Below are 19,711 nucleotides of genomic sequence, written 5' to 3'. Positions count from 1 at the left end.
TGTCTTGCACCGCCCGTGACGCGCGTTCCGTTCTGGTACCGCGCGTCCTCCCTTTTGTTGATTCGTTGCAAGTGCAATGAGTCCATTGATTGTTGCGCTCGCAACAAAAGTCAATATCATTGTCGGTGCAATAAGTGAGGATTTTGCGATGCAGTCTGTTGAGTTCGATCTCTCGGCCTTTCTTCCCTATCGGCTGGCGGTTTTGTCAGAGCGCGCAAGTCGGCGCGTTTCGGTCGCCTATGACAAGCCGCTGGGCCTGTCGGTCGCCGAATGGCGCGTTCTGGTGCACCTGAATCGCTGCGAAAGGGTGTCCGTGCGGGAAATCCACAACTGCGTGAACCTCGAAAAATCGCGGGTCAGCCGCGCCGTCACACGGCTTGAAAACGCGGGTCTTGTGGCGAAGGTGCCGGGGGCCTCAGACGGCCGCCTGGTCGAGATCTCGCTCTCGGCAAAAGGTGTGGAGGCACTCGACAGCATCCTGCCGGAGGCGATGCAGGTCGAGCGCGCCTTGCTCGAAACCATCTCGCCCGAGGAACTGGCGATGTTCTACGCGGTCATGGAAAAGATGCATGCTGCGCTGGATGAGGATCCTTTGGCTCGGCCCCGCTCGGCAATGGACCTTCAGGGCATTGACACCTGAGCCGCGCGGTTACGGTGTGACATAGCCAAAGGCCGCTGAGATTTTCGCCGCCGTCCGCGCCACGATCCGGGCCAGCGTGCCATCCGCCGTGGCATCCACACGGTTGCTGCGACCAAAGACGGTGACCGCCATCACCAGCTTGCCGGTCACATCGAACACCGGCGCGCTCACCGCCCCAAAGCCATCGCCGCCGCCATCCGTCATGCAAGAATAGCCGCGTGCGGTCGTGGCGCCGATCATGGCGTCCAGCTCCGCACGATCAAGGGGCGAGTTGGGGCGGCCGCTGATCCGGTTCTGTTCCAACTCGCGCTCGATCAGCGGCTCGGTGCGGACCTCGTCCTCATAGCTGGAAAACAGCACACCCGTCGCGGAAAAGGTCATCGGGCAATGATGGGTGGGGGCGATGGTGGTGGCGAAATCATGCCTTGCCTCGATGACTCGGATCATCGTCGCGCCCTTGGCGGTCCAGACGGCGAGGGCGGCGGTTTCGCCGACCAGCTCCACCAGTTCCTGCAACATATACTCTGCCAGTTTCAGCGGTTCAAACCGGGCAAATCCCTTGAGCCCAAGCTGAAACGCGATGGGGCCGAGGTCGTATTTCGACGATTCCTTGGATTGCTGGACAAAGCCGGTGCGGATCAGGCTGACGAGGTAGCGATGCACCTTGGCTGAGGGCATTTCCACCTCTGCAGCGATCTCGGCCAGTTTCATCGGACCGTCCGACTGCAACAGCACCTGCAGGAGTTTCCCTGCCACTTCAACGGATTGAACGCCACCGCGGGCCGATTTTCCTGGCTTATCCAAGGCTGTTGACTGTCCGTCCATCTTCCGTTCCTCGCCGGGGCGTCTTGAGGTCTCCAAAAGAGTGTTGACACATACTCGTTGCGCATGCAACATTTCTCTATGCGTTGCTTGCTACGTAATACGTAATAAATCTTACAAGACGCTCTTTCAATGCAATTGAGCGCGGTGGGATCGGGAGGAGAAAATTTATGGATATACGTGTTCCAGGCCTGCTGGACGGGGAAGTTGCCGTGGTCACTGGCGCGGCGCAGGGCAATGGTGCCGCCATTGCCAAAGGGCTGGCCGAGTCGGGGGCTGCGGTCCTTTTGTGTGACATGAACGGGAAGGGAGCCGCAGCAGTCGCCGCCGAAATTGAGGCGACGGGCGGCAAGGCGCGGGGCTTTGCGCTTGATGTCTCCGATAGGGATGCCTGCGCGGGTTTTGCACAAGAGGCCAAAGCGGTCTTTGGCGACGTGTCGATCCTTGTGAACAACGCGGGCATTACCCGACGCACCGCCCCGGAGGAGCCGAGCTTTCTGAACGATCTCGATGCGCAGCTTTCCGTGAACCTCAAGGGCTCGGCCCATATGGTGGTCGCGCTTCTGGATCAACTGGAGGCCACGGCCGGTCGCATCGTCAATCTCGGCTCGATTGCCTCATTCGTGGCCTACAAGAATTCCGCCAGTTACGCGGCCTCGAAAGGTGGGGTCATTCAACTGACCAAGGCACTGGCCTGTGATCTCTCTGGCCGTGGCATTCGTGTCAACGGCATCGCGCCGGGCGTTATCGCGACGCCCATGACCGAGGGCACGCGTGCCAATGCGCAGGCGATGGAGCGGTTCATGTCCCACACGCCGATGGGACGTGTTGGGACGCCAGAGGAACTGGTCGGCCCCGTGTTGTTCCTGGCCTCGAAGCTGTCCAGCTATGTCACGGGTGTCATGCTGCCGGTCGATGGCGGTTACCTGACCAACTGATCGCCCCGATCTTCAAAATTCAATTCTCAAACCGGAGTGGTACAATGCAAAACGCACCTCTCGCCGATACGGCTATGCAAACTCTGTCCTGTGATCTTCTGGTCGCGGGCTCCGGCGCGGGCGGCATGAGTGCCGCGATCGTGGCGGCAAAACACGGGCTCAAGGTCATCGTGGCCGAGAAAGAGCCGGTCTTTGGCGGTACCACCGCGCTGTCGGGTGGTTATCTCTGGGTGCCGAACAACCCGGTCAGTAAAGAGGCCGGTGTCGAGGACACGAAAGAGGCGGCCAACGCCTATATCCGTCACGAGGCCGGCAATTATTTCGATGCCGAGCGCGCCGAAGCGTTTCTGGATGCGGGACCTGAGATGATCGATTTCATGGAGCGCAACACCCATGTGCGGTTCGAGGCTTCGCCCGCCTTTTCCGACTATCATCCCGATGCGCCGGGCGGTGTGCCGGGCGGGCGCTCGATCCTGACCAAACCGGTCAAGGCCTCGATCCTCGGAGCAGACATCGAAAAGCTGCGCCCGCCGCGCAAGGAGTTGACCCTCTTCGGTCTGGCCATCGGCTCTGGCAAGGAGCTTTGGCACTTTTACCGGGCGTTTCAATCGCCGGTGTCTTTTGCCTATGTGAGCCGCCGCCTGACCAAATTCGGCCTGGACAAGGCGCTGACCGGGCGGTCGCAATTGTTGACCAACGGCAATGCTTTGGCGGCGCGGCTCTATCGGTCGGCCCGTGATTTCGGGGTCGAGGTCATGCTCGACAGCCCGGTGAAGGAACTGTTGCGCGACGAAACAGGGGCGGTGACCGGCGCGGTCGTCCTCACCCCGCAGGGGCTGCGCCGGATCGAGGCCAAGAAGGGTGTCGTTCTGGCCTGTGGCGGCTTTCCGCAGGACGTGGCGCGACGCAAAAAGCTGTACAAACATGTGGCCAATGAGGGCGAACATGTCTCTGCGGCCAGCCCGGGCAACACTGGCGATGGTGTGGCCCTTGCCGAAAGGATCGGCGCCGCGACCCAGATGGATTACCCCAATGCCGGGGCCTGGGCACCCGTGAGCCTTGTGCCGCGTCCCGATGGCACCAAGGGGCCGTTCCCGCATTTCATCGACCGGGGCAAACCCGGTGTGATCGCCGTCACGCGAAATGGGCGCCGCTTTGTCAACGAGGCGAACAGTTATCATGATTTCGTGCAGGGGCTGGAGCGGGCGACGCCGGACGGGCAACCTGCCGAAGGCTTCCTGATCTGCGATCACCGGACCATTCGCAAATATGGTCTCGGCCATGTCAAACCCGCGCCTCTGCCGCTCGGCCCCTCGATCAAGTCGGGCTATCTGATGACCGGCAAGACGCTTGAGGAGTTGGCGCGCAATGTAGGGCTTGAGGCGACTGCGTTCACGGACACCGTGGCAAGGTTCAACGCCGATGTGCCGACGGGGACGGATACGGAATTCGGACGCGGCAGCACGGCTTATAACCGGTTCCATGGTGACCCGAGTGTCACGCCGAACCCCTGTCTCGCGCCGATTGCGCAAGGGCCGTTCTACGCGGTGCGCGTCATTCCCGGCACCATCGGGACATTCAGCGGCATTCGCACCGACCGCAACTCCCGTGTGCTCGATGAGGACGGTCAGGCCATCGCCGGGCTCTATGCGGCGGGCAACGACATGTCGAGTGTGCTGGGCGGCAACTACTCCGGCGGCGGGATCACACTCGGGCCGGGCATGACCTTCGGATACATCGCCGGGCTGCATGCTTCCGGCCAGTCCGCAAGCTGAGGAAGGGAGGGAGCCGATGCAAAGGTTCGTAAACTGGATCAGCCGGGCGATGATCGGCCTCGCGGGGGTTGGCATTCTCGCGATGCTGGTGCTGGTCGTGGCGGATGTGTTGGGGCGCGCGGTGTTCAATGTCGCGATCCCGGGGATCGACACGATTGTCGCCTCATATCTGATGGTCGCGACCATCTTTCTGCCGCTGGGGCTGTTGCAGCTTCTGGATGAAAACATCGCGGTGGACATCCTGCGCGATCAGGTGCCGGACGCCGTGAAAGATGTGTTCGACATCGTCGGGCATCTTCTCGCGGTCGGCTTCTATGTCCTTTTGGGCTGGCTCTATTTCAAGGTCGCCGTCGAGGCCTTTGAGATCAAGGAATATGTCACCGGCACCTGGAATGTGCCGATCTGGCCCGCGCGCATTCTCATGCCGCTCGGTCTTTTCGTCGCGGCGCTTGCGGCGCTGGCCAAGCTTGAACAGGCCGTCCGGGCGCTCGTGTCCGGCTCGAAAGCGGCCACCCACGATTATTCGGAGCCGGTGTGAGATGTCTGAGCGTGAATTGATTGGTGCGCTGAGCACCGCACTCGTCCTTTTCCTCGTGGCCATTCGCGTGCCCGTGGGGATCGCGATGGGGGTTGTGGCCTTCGGCGGGATTTCCGTGGCGATAAGTCTCAAGGCGGGCCTGGGCATCCTGACCGCCGTGCCGTTTGAGATGGTGGGGGACTGGAACCTGTCGGCCATCCCGATGTTTCTGTTGATGGGTTATGTTGCTGCCTCGTCGGACCTGACCAAGAACCTGTTTCGATCCGCCCGCATCACGCTGGGCTGGATGCCGGGCGGGCTGGCCTCGGCCACAGTGATCTCGGCGGCGCTCTTTGCCTCGGCCAGCGGATCGAGCGTGGCGACCGCCGCCGCCTTTTCCCGCACCGCCGTGCCGGAGATGATGCGGATGAACTACCACCCGGGGCTGGCCACCGGGTCGGTCGCGGCGGCCGGAACCTTGGGCGCGCTGATCCCGCCCTCCGTGCTGATGATCGTCTATGGCATCACCATGTCGGAATCGATCAACAGCCTGTTCCTCGCGGGTCTTATTCCGGGGCTTTTGTCGGCGGTGGTGTTCATTCTCTACATTACCATCCGGGTCTGGCTGAATCCGTCCCTCGCGCCCAAGGCGACCGAGGAGATTTCCAAGGCCGAGCGTCGTGAAGCCTTCCGCGATGTCTGGCCCTTGCCGCTCATCATCCTCTGCGTGATCGGTGGCATCTTTGTCGGGTTGTTCACCCCGACCGAAGCGGGGGCGGTGGGCGCGGCTTTGACCATTCTTTTGGCGCTGGTGCGCCGGTCCCTGACCCGGGTGAGCTTTGCCGATGCGATCCGGCGAACTGCGACTGGCACGGCCTCGATCTTCATCATCGTGGTGGGGGCCGCGCTGTTTCAGCGCATGCTCGGGCTGACCGGGATCGCGGGCTATTTCTCCGATCTCGTCGCGACCCAGTTCCAGACCCAGCTCGGCGTGATCCTTGCGATCTCTTTGCTGTATCTGGTCATGGGCTGTTTTCTCGAACCTGTGTCGATCATGCTTTTGACCCTGCCGGTCCTGACGCCCGTGCTCCAGCATTTCGGCATCGATCCGATCTGGTTTGCCGTCATTGCGGTCAAACTTTTGGAGATGGGCATGGTCACGCCCCCCATGGGGCTCAACATTTTCGTCGTCAAAGGCGCTTTGGGCGATGAGGTCACGCTGGGCCAGATCTTCCGCGGGACGTTCGGATTTCTGTTGTCCGATTTTGTCACCCTCGCCCTGATCATCGGCTTTCCGATCCTGTCGCTCTGGCTGCCCGCCGTGGCGAACTGAGATGGCGAACTGAATTCACCCGCAATTGCTCAAGAGGAGGAAGCAATGCACAAAACATCTATGAAACTGGCCGCATCTGCGGTTCTGGCGCTCACGTCGCTCACCATGAGCGCCTCTGCCGAGACCTATCAGGCGAGCACCTGGTTGCCGCCGAGCTACCCGCAATCCGTTCACGCCTATGCCGGCCTGTTCGACCGGGTGCGTGAGGCGACGGGGGGCGAGATCGACGTCGAGGTGCATTACAGCGGCGCACTTCTCCCGGCCAAGACGACCCTGACAGGGGTGCGCGACGGGGTGGCCGATTTCGGCTTTGTCTACCCGGGCTACATGCCTGCAGAGCTGCCGGTTCAGGCGCTTCTGAACAACACGAGCTTTGTGAGCGACGATTCCCTCGCCGTGGCGTTGGCCTATACGGAGTTCAATTTCACCGATCCTGCCGCGCTGGCCGAATGGGACAAGTTCGACGTGATCTTCACCGGGGCGTTTTCGACGCCGGTCTATCATTTCATGTGCAACCAGCCCGTGACCACGCTGGAAGAGGCCAAGGGCATGCGGATGCGCACGGCGGGGGCGTCGTTCACCTCTCTGGTCGACTCCCTTGGTGGCACGGCGGTGTCGGTGCCGATTGGAGACGCCTATAGCGGCATGCAGCGCGGCTCGCTCGAATGTATCGTGGCCGATCCGACCAACCTTGTCAGCGCTTCGTTCAACGAGGTGGTGAGCGACATCACGACCATCTCGCTTGGCGTTGTGACCGGCGCGGATTGGGTCATTGCCAAGGACACGTGGGAGGACTTCAGCGCCGAGCAAAAGCAGCTTCTCAAGGACGAGATGGCTTTGGCATTGGTGCGCACACAAATGCAATTCGCCTCCGATGCGCAAGCGGCCTTCGACGATGCGGTTGGCCGGGGCATCGTGCTGCATGACGCGGGCGAGGATCTGTCGGCCCATGTTGCCGACTTCAAGGCGGGCGTGATCGAAAACCTGATCGCGGAGGCGAGCACGGTCGACAATCCGCAAGCGGTGTTCGATCAGTATACCCAGTTGCAAGCGGATTGGACGGCCCGGCTTGCCGAGATCGACCGCTCGGATGAGGCGGCCATTCTGGCACTGGTACAAGAGCATCTGATGAGCAAATTCCCGGAATAAAACTCCATCCGGGAAAAGAAGAACGGCCCCGCTGACGAGAGCGGGGCCTTTTTTGTGCTTTGGTTTTTCCGGTCAGACGATCTGGCGGGTCTGCACGAAATAGGGGGTGATCTCGGCGAGGAACTCTTTGGCGTGCTCCTGCGTCCGAGTGACGATGTCGCTGGCGTAGAGCTTTGCAGCGGTCTCCGTGTCGCGGAACCAGAATTCGACGATGCCATCGACGGGCACATCGGCGTAATCCGCACTGTCCTCGCGCGAGGCGTGATAGCGGTCCACAACGATATTCTGCGTATAGCCCAGAACATCGGGCCATTGCCGCACCCAGTCGGCGTGAACCTTGAGCCATTCGTGGCGGAATTGTTCGTCCGACATGCCGTCCAGTTTGCGCAGCAAGGTCATGCGTTTCACGAAAGGCCCGCCTTTGGCGTCAAAGGGCACGACGACATGCTTTTCGCAGGCGACAAGATGCACATCGGCCAGAAACCCGTCCTCATCGCCCAGAGCATCGGCGAAACTCGGGGCGGCGACGGCCTGTTTCATCGCCTCCAGACTGTCGAAATGCAGCTCTGACATCCCGTCGAGATCCCAGGGCCCGCGGGCGTGGGAAATGCCGAATTGTTCCTTGTCCACCACGCGGTGCTGCCAGTAGTTGCGCAGCCCGGGCATTTTCGAGGCCAGCGGCCCGTGCACCTCTTTCCAATGCGCATCGAACGCCTCTTCCGAGAGGTCTGGCGCTTTCTGTAAAAGTCCAAATCTGGCGATCATGTCGGGTCTCCCTCCGCGCGCTCGTCCTGTTCCGCGATTAGCTGCTGGAGCACGGGTTCGCGTTTGTCGAGCCAGGCGCCGTGGCGTTCCGGCCAGGTCGCAAACCCTTCGCCCTCGCTCAGCGCGCGCTGCGCCTGAACCGGCCAATAGGGGTTTTCCAGAGCGGCGCGGCCGATGGCGACGAGATCCGCCTTGCCCTCCGCGACGATGGCATTGGCCTGCGCGGGGGAGGTGATGAGACCCACGGCCTGGGTCGGGATGCCGACCTCCTGGCGGACACGCTCCGCGAAAGGCACCTGAAAACCGAAACCGCGGGGCACGTTGCTGCGCCGGGTGGTCTCTGACAGCCCGCCTGAGGAGCAGTCGATGACATCGACGCCGACGGCTTTGAGTTCTTCGGCCAAAACCACCGTATCGTCCATGTTCCAACCGCCCTCGGCGCCATCGACACAGGACAGGCGGACGAAAAGCGGTTTGTCCTCGGGCCAGACCGCGCGCACGTCGCGGGCGATCTCGATGGCGATCCGCATCCGGCCGGCGCGGTCGCAGCCATAGGCGTCGTCGCGGGTGTTGCCGATGGGCGAGAGGAAACTCGCCACGAGATAGCCGTGGCCATAATGCAGCTCGACCACATCCATCCCGGCGGCATCGGCGCGCCGCGCGGCGTCAACGTGTTGCTGACGGATCTCGGCGATGTCTTCGATGCTGAGTTTTTCCGGCGTGCTCCATTCGGAACTCGCCGCAATGGCACTCGGTCCGACCCTGCGCCAGTCGATGCCGGCAGCGTCGATTTCCGCCGGGGTCATCGCCTGACCGCCATGCCAGAGCGGCTGCGAAAAGGCTTTGCGTCCGGAATGCGCGAGTTGCACGCCCATCATGCCGCCATTGTCATGGGCAAACTCGGCAAGACGCTTCAGGCCGGGGATGTGATCGTCGGACCAGATGCCGAGATCGTCCACGCCGACGCGCGAATCCGAGGCCACCGCCGTGCTTTCGGTCAGGACCAAAGCGGCGCCGCCCAGGACGAATTTGCCGTAATGCACGAGGTGCCAGTCGGTGACATAGCCATCCTTGCCCGCATGTTGGCACATGGGCGAGATGGTGATGCGGTTCTTGAAGGTCCGCCCACGCAGGGTGAGGGGCTGCAGCAAGTCAGCGGTTGTGTCTGTCGAAGAGGTCATGAAGGGGCCTATCGCATGGAATGTGGCAGGGAGAGCACGATGCTCGGGATCGCGATCACGAGGATGAGCGCCGCCATCTGGATCAGCACAAAGGGGATCACACCACGATAGATCGTGCCGATCGGGATCGTCGGATCAACGCCGCGCAGGTAGAAGAGCGCATAGCCGAAGGGGGGCGTGAGAAACGAGGTCTGGAGATTGACGGCCAGCGCGATGGCGAACCACAGGATCACGTCGGAGGTGGGCATGCCGAAATCGAGACTGGCCACGATGGGGGCGACGATGGGGATCACCACGAGGCTGATCTCGACCCAATCGAGGAAAAAGCCCAGCACGAAGATCAGCGCCATGATCATGGCGAGGGTGACATAGGGGCTGACGTTCTCGAAATGGAACAGATCGGCGACCATCGCATCCCCGCCCAGGCGACGGAACACCAGGCTGAACACGGTCGCGCCGATCATCACAAAGGCGATCATCGCGGTGGTTTTCGTGGTTTCAAAGACCGCATGGCGGAAGGCGCCAAAGCTGAACCCGCCGGTGAGCGCGGCCAGAAGCGTCGCACCAAGCGCGCCGATGGCGGCGGATTCTGTTGGCGTCGCCACGCCGGTGATGATCGTGCCCAGAACGGAAAGGATCAGAAGCATCGGTGCCACCAGATCGCGCGCCAGCGACAGCACCGCGTGGAGCACCGGAACACCGTCGGTTTGCGGTGGCGCGGGCATATGCGAGGGACGAAAGATCGCGTTGAGGACGATATAGGTGAAATAGAGGCCGGACAGGATCAGGCCGGGATAGATCGCGCCCATGAACAGATCGCCGATCGGCACGCGGAGCTGATCGCCCAAGATGATGAGCATGATCGAGGGCGGAATCAGGATGCCCAGCGTGCCAGACGCTGCCACAAGCCCGGTCGCAAGTCGCATGTCATAGCCCGCCGCGCGCATGGCGGGCAGGGACATCATCCCCATCAGCACGACAGAGGCGCCGATGATCCCGGTAGAGGCGGCCATGACGACGCCGATCACCACCACGGCAAAGGCGTAGCCCCCCGGAAGGCGTCCGGCGAGTGCTGCGAGAGAGCGCATCAGCCGTTCGGCGATGCCGGATTTTTCCAGCATCAGCCCCATGAAGACGAACAAGGGAATGGCGGCCAGAAGCCAGTTGGTCAACGTGCCCGAATAGATGCGCTGAACCCCCATCGACAGGAACACGGTTGGCACATCGGCCAGAAGCGCAAAGGCGATGCCGACACCGGCGAGGACAAAGCCCACCGCATAGCCGCTGAACAACAAGAGCACGAGTGCGAGCAGCATCGAGATGGGCCAGATGTAGTCAGCTATCATGGTGAATTTCCGTTTCGTGGAAGGTGCCTTTGCGCAGTTCGCACAGCGTTCGGAGGGCATTGGTCAGTGCGGCGAGACCCAGAAGGCCAAAGGCTGTGGGCAGGGCGCCCTTGATCAGCCAATGCGCAGCCAGGCCGCCCTGGTTCGAACCTTCGCCGGTGCGCCAGGCGATGGCGGCGAAATCCGAGCCGTAGCGGATCACGAGGATGCAAAGCGGCAAGAGCAGGAAGAGATCACCGAACAGCGTGATATAGGCGCGGGTTCTGGGTTTCAGCGAAAGCGCGATGAAATCGACGGTGACATGGCGTTCGTCGAAATAGGCCCAAACGCCGCCGAAAAGCACGATCAACGAGAAGATGTACCATTGCAGGTCAACGAGGCTGTTGACGGTGAGTGCTTCTCCGAAAAGCGGGATGCTGCCGTCCCAATCCAGGAGCGTCGACCAGCCGAAGCGGGCGGCGATGACCGAGAGGACGATGGAGAGGATCAGCGGGATGATCAGCCATGCGACGATCTTGCCCGGCAAGCTGAGCAAGGCGCGGGCAAAGGAGAGTATCCGAGACATATCGGGCCCCATTTTTGTGCGTAACGTTGCATCCTACGCGTCTTTTGGCGCGTTTGGCGATGCGGTGCGGAGGGCGCTCAGGTCTTGGTGCCCTCCGAAATTTCGTCAGAGCTTATTCGCTTGCGGGCGGAAAGTTCTGGAGCTCGGGCCATTCGCCCACGCTCACCATGTAGGCTTTGAGCGATTCCAGAGCCTCGGCAAAGAGCGGGTCTTTCGCGGCTTGCTCATCCATCACCTCGTAGGCGGCTTTGCGCAGACCGACGAGCACCTCATCGGGGAAACGGCGCACTTCCGCACCGGCTTCGCGGATCTGCGCGATCGCCGGGGCCTGGGTGTTCACCTGATCGGCGAGGTTAAAGGCGATGTTGGCGCGGCAGGCGTCCTCCATGATCGTCTGGTTTTCTTCGCCCAGATCGTCCCAGACCGCCTTGTTCACGATGATCGAATCCCAGGCGGATTGCTGTTGCCAGCCGGGGAAATAGTAGTATTTCGCCACGCGCTGAAAGCCCATGCCGACATCAAGCGAGGGGGCGGAAAACTCGGCGGCGTCGAGGCGACCGGTCTCCAAGCTGAGATAGATCTCGCCCGCCGGCACCGTTTGCGTGTTGGCGCCGAGTTTCGCCAGCGCCAGCCCGCCAAGGCCCGCGATGCGCATGTTGAGACCCTGGAAGTCGTCGAGGCTGGTAATCTCCTTGTTGAACCATCCACCCGCTTCGGCGATCACCAGGTGGCAGGGCAGGAAATGCACGTTGAACGGGTCATAGGCTTTCTGGATGATCTCCTGACCGCCGCCGTAATACATCCAGCCAAGCGCGATCTCGGGCGAGGGGCCGAAGGGCATCGAGCCGACGATGTTGGCGACCGGGATTTGCTGGCTCCAATAGCCGCTCCAGTCGAACCCCATGTCGAGCGCGCCGGAACTGACGGCGCCGAACACTTCGAAGGGCGGTACGAAATCGCCTGCGCCATGCACGTTGATTTCGACCTCCCCGTCCGTCATGGCCGAGACCATGCGGGCGAAGTTTTGCGGGCTCGGGCCGATCGACGGAACGTTCAGGCCAAAGGTGCTTTGCAGCTCATAGGTGTCGGCGCTGGCTGCGCCGGCCGTCAGGCCCGCCGCCAAAGTCGCTGCGACGACTGTCTTGATGAAATTCATTGATGGTTCCTCCCATTGCGTTTCGGGGCGGTCTCCTCCGATCCGCGTTCCCTGGCTTTAAGGTTAGTTAATGGCAAACAAGCTTGCAATGAGTTAATTGCGTGGGCGCCAGTTTTCGGCGCGCCTAAAGCCGCAATGTCAAGCGGCGGCTCTGCGGCCGAATGTCCCAAAACCGTGGTTGTACATGAAGTTGTGAGCGCGTGGTGTGACGCGCGCGGTGTGCGGAGTCTTGTCTAAAAAGACGGGTCCGATCTGATCTGTACGGCGGCTCCGGGCGCGCTCGACCTTTTGCTTCCCGTTGGCGGCAAGCCCGTGTCGCAGTGGCTCCGCCTTTGAGAAGCGCTGGGATCAGGAGGTGATTCGATGTCCCAGATTGACCGAAAGCGTCCGGGTTGCCTCAAGGAGAGCAGGGATGAAATCCGACTCTGCGCTCGGTTCGAGGTAGTGATCCTGGCCGATGATGGTGATGGCCAAGACGATTTGGCCGGTATGGTCAAAAACCGGTGCGGAATAGGCGTGAATACCGGGAACGGGCGGGGGGTCCACCGTCGCGAATCCCTGTTCGCGAATTTGTTCGATTTCGCGCCGTGGAACGAATCGTGAGACGCCAACGCGACCAGAACCTGACGGGTCGCGCTTTTCCCGTGCCACGGAGTCCTTCACCTCTTTTTCCGGCAAGAAGGCGGAGAAGACGAGGCCGCTTGCCGTTCCGGACATGGAATAGACTGTGCCGGGGCGGGTGTTCATGTTGATCTGGCTGCCGCTTTCCTGAACCTGGACGACGGTCGGGCCAAACGACCCCCAGACGACCAGCGCCACGTTGAGCGAGGTCGCGGCGGAGAGTTCCTGGACCGTGTCATGCGCGAGTTCCATCGGGTCGGTGGTGTGCATGGCGGTGAGGCCGAGGTCCACTGCAAAGGGGCCGAGCGAATAGCGTCCGGTTTCCGGGTGTTGTTCGACAAAACCGATCTTTTTGTAACTGACGAGATAGGCATGTGCCTGTGCCGGGGCAAAGCCTGCCACCTTGGCGAGGTCTTTGAGCATCATTGGCTCGGCTTCCTGGCAGAGCGCCTGCAAAAGGCGCGAGCCAAGCTCGATGGACTGGACGCCCCGACCCTCGGATTTGTGCTCGGCGCCGCGACGTTTCGTGGTGGCAAGGCTCATGCGATTACCTCTTTATTGATGTTCTCGGGGGTGAGCTGCCCGGCCAGGGCGCGCAGGCCGGCAAGCGCTTCGGAGTTCGGGTCCGTGGCAAGGGCTTCCGCCTTGCCGATCAGGGAGATGGTAAAGGCCAGCTCTCCCGTTTCCGAAAATACAGGTACGCCAATGGCGTTGATCCCGGGGATTGGCCGCCTTTCGGCAAGGGCGTAGCCCCGCTCGCGCACTTCCTTGAGCCGCTCTGCGAAAGCGTCACGGTTGATGTGTTCGCCGATCGCCTGATTCTGTGATGTCCGTGCAATCTCCGATTCGGCCAGTTCCATGATTTGCGGGGCGGTGCCATAGGCGGCGAACAGCCGTCCTGCCGCGGTGCCTGTGACGGAAAAGATCGACCCCTGCCTGAGGTTCAATGTGGCTTGGGTCAGCCCGGCATAGGTGTGCACGATGGTGGGCCCGAGCTCGCCCCAGACAGTGATGAGTGACATCACCCCGAAGGTCTCGGTCAGCGCCTTGAGCCCTTCGATGGCGCGGGCGGTTTGCGGATTGCCTCTGAGCCAGCTGACACCGAGGCGCAGTGCAAACGGGCCGGGAGAATAATGGCCGGTGGCCCAGTCCTGATGGACCAGCCCGACATTTTTCAAGCTGGTCAGATAGGCGTGGCATTGCGCGGGTTTGAGATCCGCCAGCTCGGCCAGATCCTTGAGCATCATCGGCTCGGCGGTTTTCACGAAAGCGCGCAGGATGCGGCCGCTCACCTCTACGGACTGGATACCCCTCGAACCCTCGGCCATACCAGAGCCCTCCCGCTCTTATTGTTTGCCCCTATCTTGGGCATAAGTTTGATATTTGCATATGTATTAGTCTAATTCGACGAAGCTCAATCGCGCAAGACACCTGTGTGTATCACGGCGCTAAAAGGCTCTCAATTGGACCTTTGCACGCGCGGCAAGTCTCCGGATTTCCATGGTTTTTGCCTCCAATACCAGAACGTTTTTCTCTGCTTCGTTGAGCGGGTTTCATGCGATTCGCTCCGAGTTCTTACCCCGTATAGGGGATTTGAAGTCGGAGAGAGGGCCGCTGCAGGAGCGATTTTGGTCCGGTGTGAGTGCGGGATATCTTGCGCGAAAATAATTTATGATTGACTAAACAATTAGCACATGACAAACCTAATGTGGAGGACGCTGGGCGCTGTGGTGCCTGGACGCAAGGGAAGGCTGGTGTCTGAGAGAGGCGCCAAGGTGGAGGAGGCAGTTTCATGCCCGACTATATTATTATTGGCGCCGGCTCCGGCGGCGGGGTGCTCACCAATCGTTTGAGCGAAGATCCGAATGTTGAAGTGGCCGTCATCGAGGCCGGCGATTGGGACAAAAGCCCCTGGATTCATATGCCGATGGGCTATTTCCGTCTGATGCAGACGCTGCAGCTCGATTGGGGCTATCATACGGTGCCGCAAAAACACGTGAACAACCGGGTGATGTTCGTGCCGCGCGCGAAAAGTATCGGTGGCTGTACCACGGTCAACGGCATGATCTACACCCGCGGCCACCGCACGGATTACGACCATTGGGCGCAAATGGGCAACAAGGGTTGGGATTACGAAAGCATCCTGCCGTATTTCCGCCGGGCCGAGAACTGGGGCGGCGGCGGCGATGAGGAGGTCCACGGCTATGACGGTCCGCTGGCCACCACGCGCAACCCGATCGAGGCCGAGCCCTGCGTCGCCTATCGCGATGCCTGCATCCAGATGGGGATTCCTTATAATGAGGATCTGAACGGCGGCGAACAATACGGCGTCGGTCCCTGTGACGGCACCGTGCGCGACGGCATTCGTTCGAGCGTCTCGCGCTGTTACATCACCCCGATCAAGAAGCGCAAAAACCTGACCTTCTACACCAAGGCGATGGCGTCCCGCATCATCGTCAAGGGCGGGCGCGCGGTTGGTGTCGAATTCGTCCAAGGCCGCCAGAAAAAGACGATCTATGCGGATAAAGAGGTCATCCTCTGCGGCGGCGCGTTCAACTCGCCGCATCTGCTCCAGATCTCCGGCATCGGCGATCCCGAGCACCTGAGCCGCATCGGCGTCAACACGGTACATGAACTTCCGGGTGTCGGGCGCAACCTCCAGGACCACCTTGCGGGCACGGTGAAACAAGGCCTGTCGAAACCGGTGTCGCTTCTGGGCCAGACCAAACCCTACGCCGCGGCGATTGCGCTCCTGCAATATTACACCACCGGCAAAGGCCCGGTCGCCGGTCATGGTGTGGAGGTCATGTCCTTTCTTAAGACGCGCGAAGACCTCGTTGCGCCGGATGTACAGACCCACTTCAACAACATCATGTACCGCGACCACGGTCGTGAGATCATCAATGTCGAAGGCTGCATGCCGTATTTCAACATCTCCCGCCCGCAGAGCCGTGGCACGGTGATGGCGAAATCCGCCGATCCGTTCCAGCTGCCGGAGCTCGACCCGAACTTCCTGTCGGTGCCGGACGATCTGCGGGTGCTGCGCGATGCGCTTCGGATGCACCGCGAGATCATCGCGCAGCCGGCGTTCGACGCGATCCGCGGCGAAGAATATGCGCCCGGTGTCAACATGCAGTCGGATGCCGAGCTCGACGACTATATCCGCAGCGATTGCAACAGCGTCTACCACCCGGTCGGCACCTGCAAGATGGGCTCCGACGATATGGCGGTGGTCGATGACGAGCTGCGCGTGCACGGGCTGAGCGGCCTGCGCGTGGTCGATGCCTCGGTCATGCCGACGCTGACCAGCGGCAACACCAATGCGCCGACGATCATGATCGCGGAAAAAGCATCCGACATGATCCTGGCTGCGGCCTGAGACAAAAAGGCCCGTCAAAGGCCTCAAGAATACCTCTCACCTGATGCGGGCATGAGACCCGCAGGTGAGGGGCAAGAATACAGCATCATACTGTAGGTCTAGGGAGGAAATCATGACCCGCACAACCAAGTTTACGCAATTTGCGCGCCTGGCCGGGACGGCTGCGGCTGTCGCGCTTTTGGGCTCGATGGCGATGGCACAAGACACGATCCGCGTCGATCAGGGTGGCGATATCACCGAGCTTTGCGGGTCCGATCCGATCCGCGTGGCGCTGGTCGATGGCTGGGGCGGCGACACCTGGCGCAAGATCACCTTTGCCGAACTTCAGGACGAAGCCTCGAAATGCCCGAATGTGACGGCCGAGGACCACACGGATGCCGGCGGCGACCAACAGACCTATAATGCGGCGATCAACGGCTATGCGACGCAGGGCTATGAGATCATCCTTGCCTTCACCGATTTCGGCGAGGCGGCGATGCCGACCTACCGCATGGCCAATGGCAATGGCACGACCATGGTGCCCTATTTCACCGATCTTCCCGGTACGGATGGTGTGGATTACGCCGTGAACCCGTATCAGGACTCGATCGCGATCGGCAATCAATATGCCGAATGGATGGCCAAGGCGCTCGATGGCGAAGGTAATGTGCTGATGCTCGGTGGGCCTCCGGGCGCGTCCTCTTCCAGTTCCTTCCTCAAAGGCTTCAAAGAGGGTCTCGCCAACCATCCGGGTCTCAAGTTGCTGGACGATGATTTCATCTCCACCAACTGGAACCCGGCGGATGCGCAAAAGGCGGCGGCCGGTCTCATCGCCAAGTATGGCGACACCATCGACGGCATCGCGTCGGACTTTGGTGTGACCACGCTGGCGACGATCAAGGCTTTCAACCAGGCGGGCGTCGAAGTGCCGGCCATGGCGACCATCGCGACCAGCAATGAGCTGAGCTGTCTCTACAATGCCGGCCTCGAAGATGGCACCGCATGGCCTTACCTCGCGGTCGATGGGTCGACCGGCGACGTGCGCTTTGCGCTGCGCGCCGCTCTTGCTGCGCATAATGGCATCGAATGGGACGAGCCGCTTGGCGTGGTGCCCTATGTCTACGCCGACAGCACCCAGAACATTGTGCCGAAATGTTCGGACATCGCCCCGCCGGACGCGGATCTGTCCTCTCTGATGGATGAAGAGAAACTCTTTTCTCTCTTCAACCGCTAAGCCCTTGGCGGTCTGAGCACACCCAAAGACCCGATCCTTTTGCGATCGGGTCACCCTCTCTTTTGGAGCTAGACACGAAATGAACAAACCTTTCTCTATGGACGCGGTCCTGGATCATGTCAGCGGGGAAACCCGCACGTTCCTCGGCCAGAAGCACCAGCTTTTCATTGGTGGTGAGAGCCGCGATGCGGTTGAAGGCGGGCGGCGCGATGTTGTCGATCCGGCCACGGGTCAGGTGATTTCGAATGTCGCCGACGCCACCGCCGCCGATGTCGATCTGGCTGTCGCCGCCGCGCGCACCGCCTTTGACGACGGCCGCTGGTCGGGCCTCAAACCCAATGAGCGGATGAAGATTCTGTGGCGGGTGGCTGAGCTGATCGACGAGGCCTCGGTCGAACTGGCCGAGCTCGACGTGCTCGACGAAGGCTCGCCTTACGGTATCGTCAAGAATTTCTATATCAGCCTTGGCGCGGATCATTTCCGTTACTTCGCAGGTTGGGCCAACAAGATCGATGGCGCGACCCTGCCGGTCAACATGGACGGCGACTGGCATGTTTACACCACTCGCGAGCCTGTGGGTGTGGTGGCGCAAATCCTGCCGTGGAACGTCCCGTTCCTGATGCTGGCGTGGAAACTGGCGCCGGCGCTGGCCGCCGGCTGCACCGTCATCGTCAAACCCGCCGAAGACACGCCGCTCTCCGCCATGCGCTTTGTCGAGATTTGCCGCAAGGCTGGCATTCCCGATGGCGTGGTCAACATTGTCACCGGCGATGGTCGTGTGGGTTCCGCGCTGGTCGATCACAACGATGTCGACAAGATCGGCTTTACCGGCTCCACCGCCACCGGGCAGGCCATCGTGCGCGCCTCCGCCGGCAATCTCAAACGCGTCAGCCTCGAGCTGGGGGGCAAGAGCCCGGTGTTTGTGTTCCCCGATGCCGATCTGGAAACCGCCATTCCGGGCGTCGCCGAAGCCGTGTTCCTCAACAGCGGTCAGGCCTGCACCGCCGGTTCGCGCCTCTACATCCACGAGGACGTCTATGAGGCGGTGCTCCAAGGTGTTGCGGCCTATTCCGAGAAGCTCAAGCTCGGTCACGGCCTCGATGCTGAGACCAACATGGGGCCGATTGTTTCGGAGAAGCAATACACCCGCGTGACCGGCCTGCTCGACGCCGGGGTCGCCGAGGGTGCCAAGGTTGTCACCGGCGGCAAAGCTGACGGGGCGGGCTATTTCCTCAAGCCGACGCTTCTGCGTGATGTGACGCCCGATATGACGGTCTACAAACAGGAAATCTTCGGCCCGGTCATCAGTGCGATGAAATTCAGCGATGACAATATCGAGGACCTAGCCCGCGAGGCGAACAACACCGAATACGGTCTGGGCGCGTCGATCTGGACCAGGGACCTGTCGCGTGCGCATAAATTCGCGGCGCGGATCCGGGCCGGGATTGTCTGGATCAACACCCACAACCAGAGCGACGCCAACATGCCCTGGGGCGGCTACAAACAGTCCGGCTGGGGGCGTGAAATGGGGAAGGACGCGATCGAGATGTACACCGAAACCAAATCGGTGGCGGTCAATCTCGGCTGATCTGCCGCGGCGCCTCTTCGGGGGGCGCCGTGATGTGGCAGGGGTGCGCGGGGCGTGAGCTAGCTGTCCTGCCGTCCCGCGCGCGCCGCCAATGCAGCTTCCAGATCGGACAGGAGTGCACGAAACTGCGCTTCTTTCTCCGGAGTGAGTGCGGCTTTCAGGTCGCGGTCGAATTGCAGGGCAGATTGGCCAAGCGCCTCGAAGAGCGCGGTGCCATTTTCGGTCAGCGCGAGCACTTCGGTGCGTTTGTCCGTCTCGCCGAGTGTCTTGGTGAGATGACCCGCCTCTGTGAGGGTGCTGACGGCGCGGCTGACCTTGCTCTTTTCCTCATGCGCGATGGCACAGATGTCGCGCGCGGTGATGGCGCCATAGCGACCGGTGATGGCGAGGACGCGCCACTGAATGCGCGACAGGCCATAGCCCTCGCGATAGGCCGGTTGAAACGCCTGGCTGGTCGCCTCCGCCGCCTTGTTGAGAAGAAAGGGCAGGAAGGTTTCGAGCTCGAAACGGGCTTCGGTCTCGGAGGATGCGGAGGTCTGTGTGGGGCTTGATGAGGTCACTGCGTCGCCTGTCTGACATCGGAGGGATGCCCCTAGTGTTTTGATCCGGGCGGTGGGCGCAAGTGCAAAAGAACGACGGGTGAGGCAATCCGGGGAGTCTGCCAAAAATATGAATTAAATTCGTCTATGGAGAATTTATTCGTCGAATTAGTTGCGTGTGCAA

General features: G+C 61.4%; 18 protein-coding genes. 9 read left to right on the top strand and 9 right to left on the bottom strand.

All coding sequences use genetic code 11. The features are described 5' to 3' along the window. The first annotated feature begins 85 nt into the window (after window positions 1–85). Window positions 86–640 (top strand): MarR family winged helix-turn-helix transcriptional regulator, encoded by a 555-nt coding sequence (locus BM151_RS11575; RefSeq protein ID WP_218151359.1) that lies wholly within the window; start codon window positions 86–88, stop codon window positions 638–640. A 9-nt stretch (window positions 641–649) separates the two neighbouring features. Here the strand turns inward: BM151_RS11575 and BM151_RS11570 are convergent, their stop codons facing one another. Further along, a complete protein-coding gene (locus tag BM151_RS11570) occupies window positions 650–1,444 on the bottom strand; it encodes an IclR family transcriptional regulator (protein WP_177213115.1) in 795 nt (264 codons plus the stop codon). A 188-nt stretch (window positions 1,445–1,632) separates the two neighbouring features. Between BM151_RS11570 and BM151_RS11565 the strand changes: the two genes are divergently transcribed. Genes BM151_RS11565 through BM151_RS11545 form a run of 5 tightly spaced genes read left to right on the top strand, consistent with a single transcriptional unit; the run spans window position 1,633 to window position 7,174 of the window. Beyond that, window positions 1,633–2,400, top strand: coding sequence for an SDR family NAD(P)-dependent oxidoreductase (locus BM151_RS11565; protein WP_090060877.1), 768 nt, complete (start codon window positions 1,633–1,635; stop codon window positions 2,398–2,400). A 44-nt stretch (window positions 2,401–2,444) separates the two neighbouring features. After that, on the top strand, window positions 2,445–4,175 hold the full coding sequence (locus BM151_RS11560; RefSeq protein WP_245781189.1) for an FAD-dependent oxidoreductase: 1,731 nt from the start codon (window positions 2,445–2,447) through the stop codon (window positions 4,173–4,175). Window positions 4,176–4,191: 16 nt separating this feature from the next. Continuing rightward, window positions 4,192–4,713, top strand: coding sequence for a TRAP transporter small permease (locus BM151_RS11555; protein WP_177213114.1), 522 nt, complete (start codon window positions 4,192–4,194; stop codon window positions 4,711–4,713). A 1-nt stretch (window position 4,714) separates the two neighbouring features. After that, window positions 4,715–6,025 (top strand): TRAP transporter large permease, encoded by a 1,311-nt coding sequence (locus BM151_RS11550; RefSeq protein WP_090060874.1) that lies wholly within the window; start codon window positions 4,715–4,717, stop codon window positions 6,023–6,025. A gap of 45 nt (window positions 6,026–6,070) precedes the next feature. Continuing rightward, window positions 6,071–7,174 carry a C4-dicarboxylate TRAP transporter substrate-binding protein gene (locus tag BM151_RS11545; protein WP_090060873.1) on the top strand — a complete coding sequence of 368 codons (1,104 nt, stop codon included), beginning with the start codon at window positions 6,071–6,073 and terminating at the stop codon, window positions 7,172–7,174. Between the two features lie 72 nt (window positions 7,175–7,246). On the opposite strand, the gene BM151_RS11540 is transcribed toward BM151_RS11545, so the two are convergent. The 7 genes from BM151_RS11540 to BM151_RS11510 all read right to left on the bottom strand — a co-directional run bounded on the left by BM151_RS11540 (window position 7,247) and on the right by BM151_RS11510 (window position 14,136). Continuing rightward, window positions 7,247–7,939 (bottom strand): EthD domain-containing protein, encoded by a 693-nt coding sequence (locus tag BM151_RS11540; protein WP_090060872.1) that lies wholly within the window; start codon window positions 7,937–7,939, stop codon window positions 7,247–7,249. Next, a complete protein-coding gene (locus BM151_RS11535) occupies window positions 7,936–9,120 on the bottom strand; it encodes an NADH:flavin oxidoreductase/NADH oxidase (RefSeq protein ID WP_090060871.1) in 1,185 nt (394 codons plus the stop codon). Before BM151_RS11535 ends, BM151_RS11540 begins: the two co-directional genes overlap by 4 nt. Before the next feature lie 8 nt (window positions 9,121–9,128). Beyond that, a complete protein-coding gene (locus tag BM151_RS11530; protein ID WP_090060870.1) occupies window positions 9,129–10,466 on the bottom strand; it encodes a TRAP transporter large permease in 1,338 nt (445 codons plus the stop codon). Continuing rightward, window positions 10,456–11,031, bottom strand: a complete 576-nt coding sequence (locus tag BM151_RS11525; RefSeq protein ID WP_177213113.1) for a TRAP transporter small permease subunit — start codon at window positions 11,029–11,031, stop codon at window positions 10,456–10,458. Before BM151_RS11525 ends, BM151_RS11530 begins: the two co-directional genes overlap by 11 nt. 112 nt (window positions 11,032–11,143) lie before the next feature. Further along, window positions 11,144–12,187 (bottom strand): TRAP transporter substrate-binding protein, encoded by a 1,044-nt coding sequence (locus BM151_RS11520; protein ID WP_090060868.1) that lies wholly within the window; start codon window positions 12,185–12,187, stop codon window positions 11,144–11,146. Window positions 12,188–12,535: 348 nt separating this feature from the next. After that, window positions 12,536–13,351 (bottom strand): IclR family transcriptional regulator, encoded by an 816-nt coding sequence (locus tag BM151_RS11515; protein ID WP_090060867.1) that lies wholly within the window; start codon window positions 13,349–13,351, stop codon window positions 12,536–12,538. After that, window positions 13,348–14,136, bottom strand: a complete 789-nt coding sequence (locus BM151_RS11510; RefSeq protein ID WP_090060866.1) for an IclR family transcriptional regulator — start codon at window positions 14,134–14,136, stop codon at window positions 13,348–13,350. The genes BM151_RS11515 and BM151_RS11510 overlap by 4 nt, the downstream gene beginning before the upstream one ends. Before the next feature lie 464 nt (window positions 14,137–14,600). On the opposite strand from BM151_RS11510, the gene BM151_RS11505 reads away from it, so the two are divergent. The 3 genes from BM151_RS11505 to BM151_RS11495 all read left to right on the top strand — a co-directional run bounded on the left by BM151_RS11505 (window position 14,601) and on the right by BM151_RS11495 (window position 18,988). Then, a complete protein-coding gene (locus BM151_RS11505; RefSeq protein WP_090060865.1) occupies window positions 14,601–16,187 on the top strand; it encodes a GMC family oxidoreductase in 1,587 nt (528 codons plus the stop codon). 112 nt (window positions 16,188–16,299) lie between these two features. After that, window positions 16,300–17,400 (top strand): substrate-binding domain-containing protein, encoded by a 1,101-nt coding sequence (locus tag BM151_RS11500; protein WP_090060864.1) that lies wholly within the window; start codon window positions 16,300–16,302, stop codon window positions 17,398–17,400. A 79-nt stretch (window positions 17,401–17,479) separates the two neighbouring features. Then, complete coding sequence (locus BM151_RS11495) at window positions 17,480–18,988, top strand: aldehyde dehydrogenase family protein (RefSeq protein WP_090060863.1); 1,509 nt, start codon at window positions 17,480–17,482, stop codon at window positions 18,986–18,988. Window positions 18,989–19,047: 59 nt separating this feature from the next. Here BM151_RS11495 and BM151_RS11490 read toward each other — a convergent pair whose 3' ends face one another. Further along, entirely contained in the window at window positions 19,048–19,548 is a 501-nt protein-coding gene (locus BM151_RS11490; RefSeq protein ID WP_090060862.1) for a MarR family winged helix-turn-helix transcriptional regulator, read from the bottom strand. Window positions 19,549–19,711: the final 163 nt, after the last annotated feature.

The sequence above is a fragment of the Celeribacter neptunius genome (genome assembly GCF_900113955.1).
Classification (GTDB): Bacteria; Pseudomonadota; Alphaproteobacteria; order Rhodobacterales; family Rhodobacteraceae; genus Celeribacter; species Celeribacter neptunius.
Note: the sequence above shows the minus strand (reverse complement) of the source record. Positions and strands in the feature narration are given on the sequence as shown.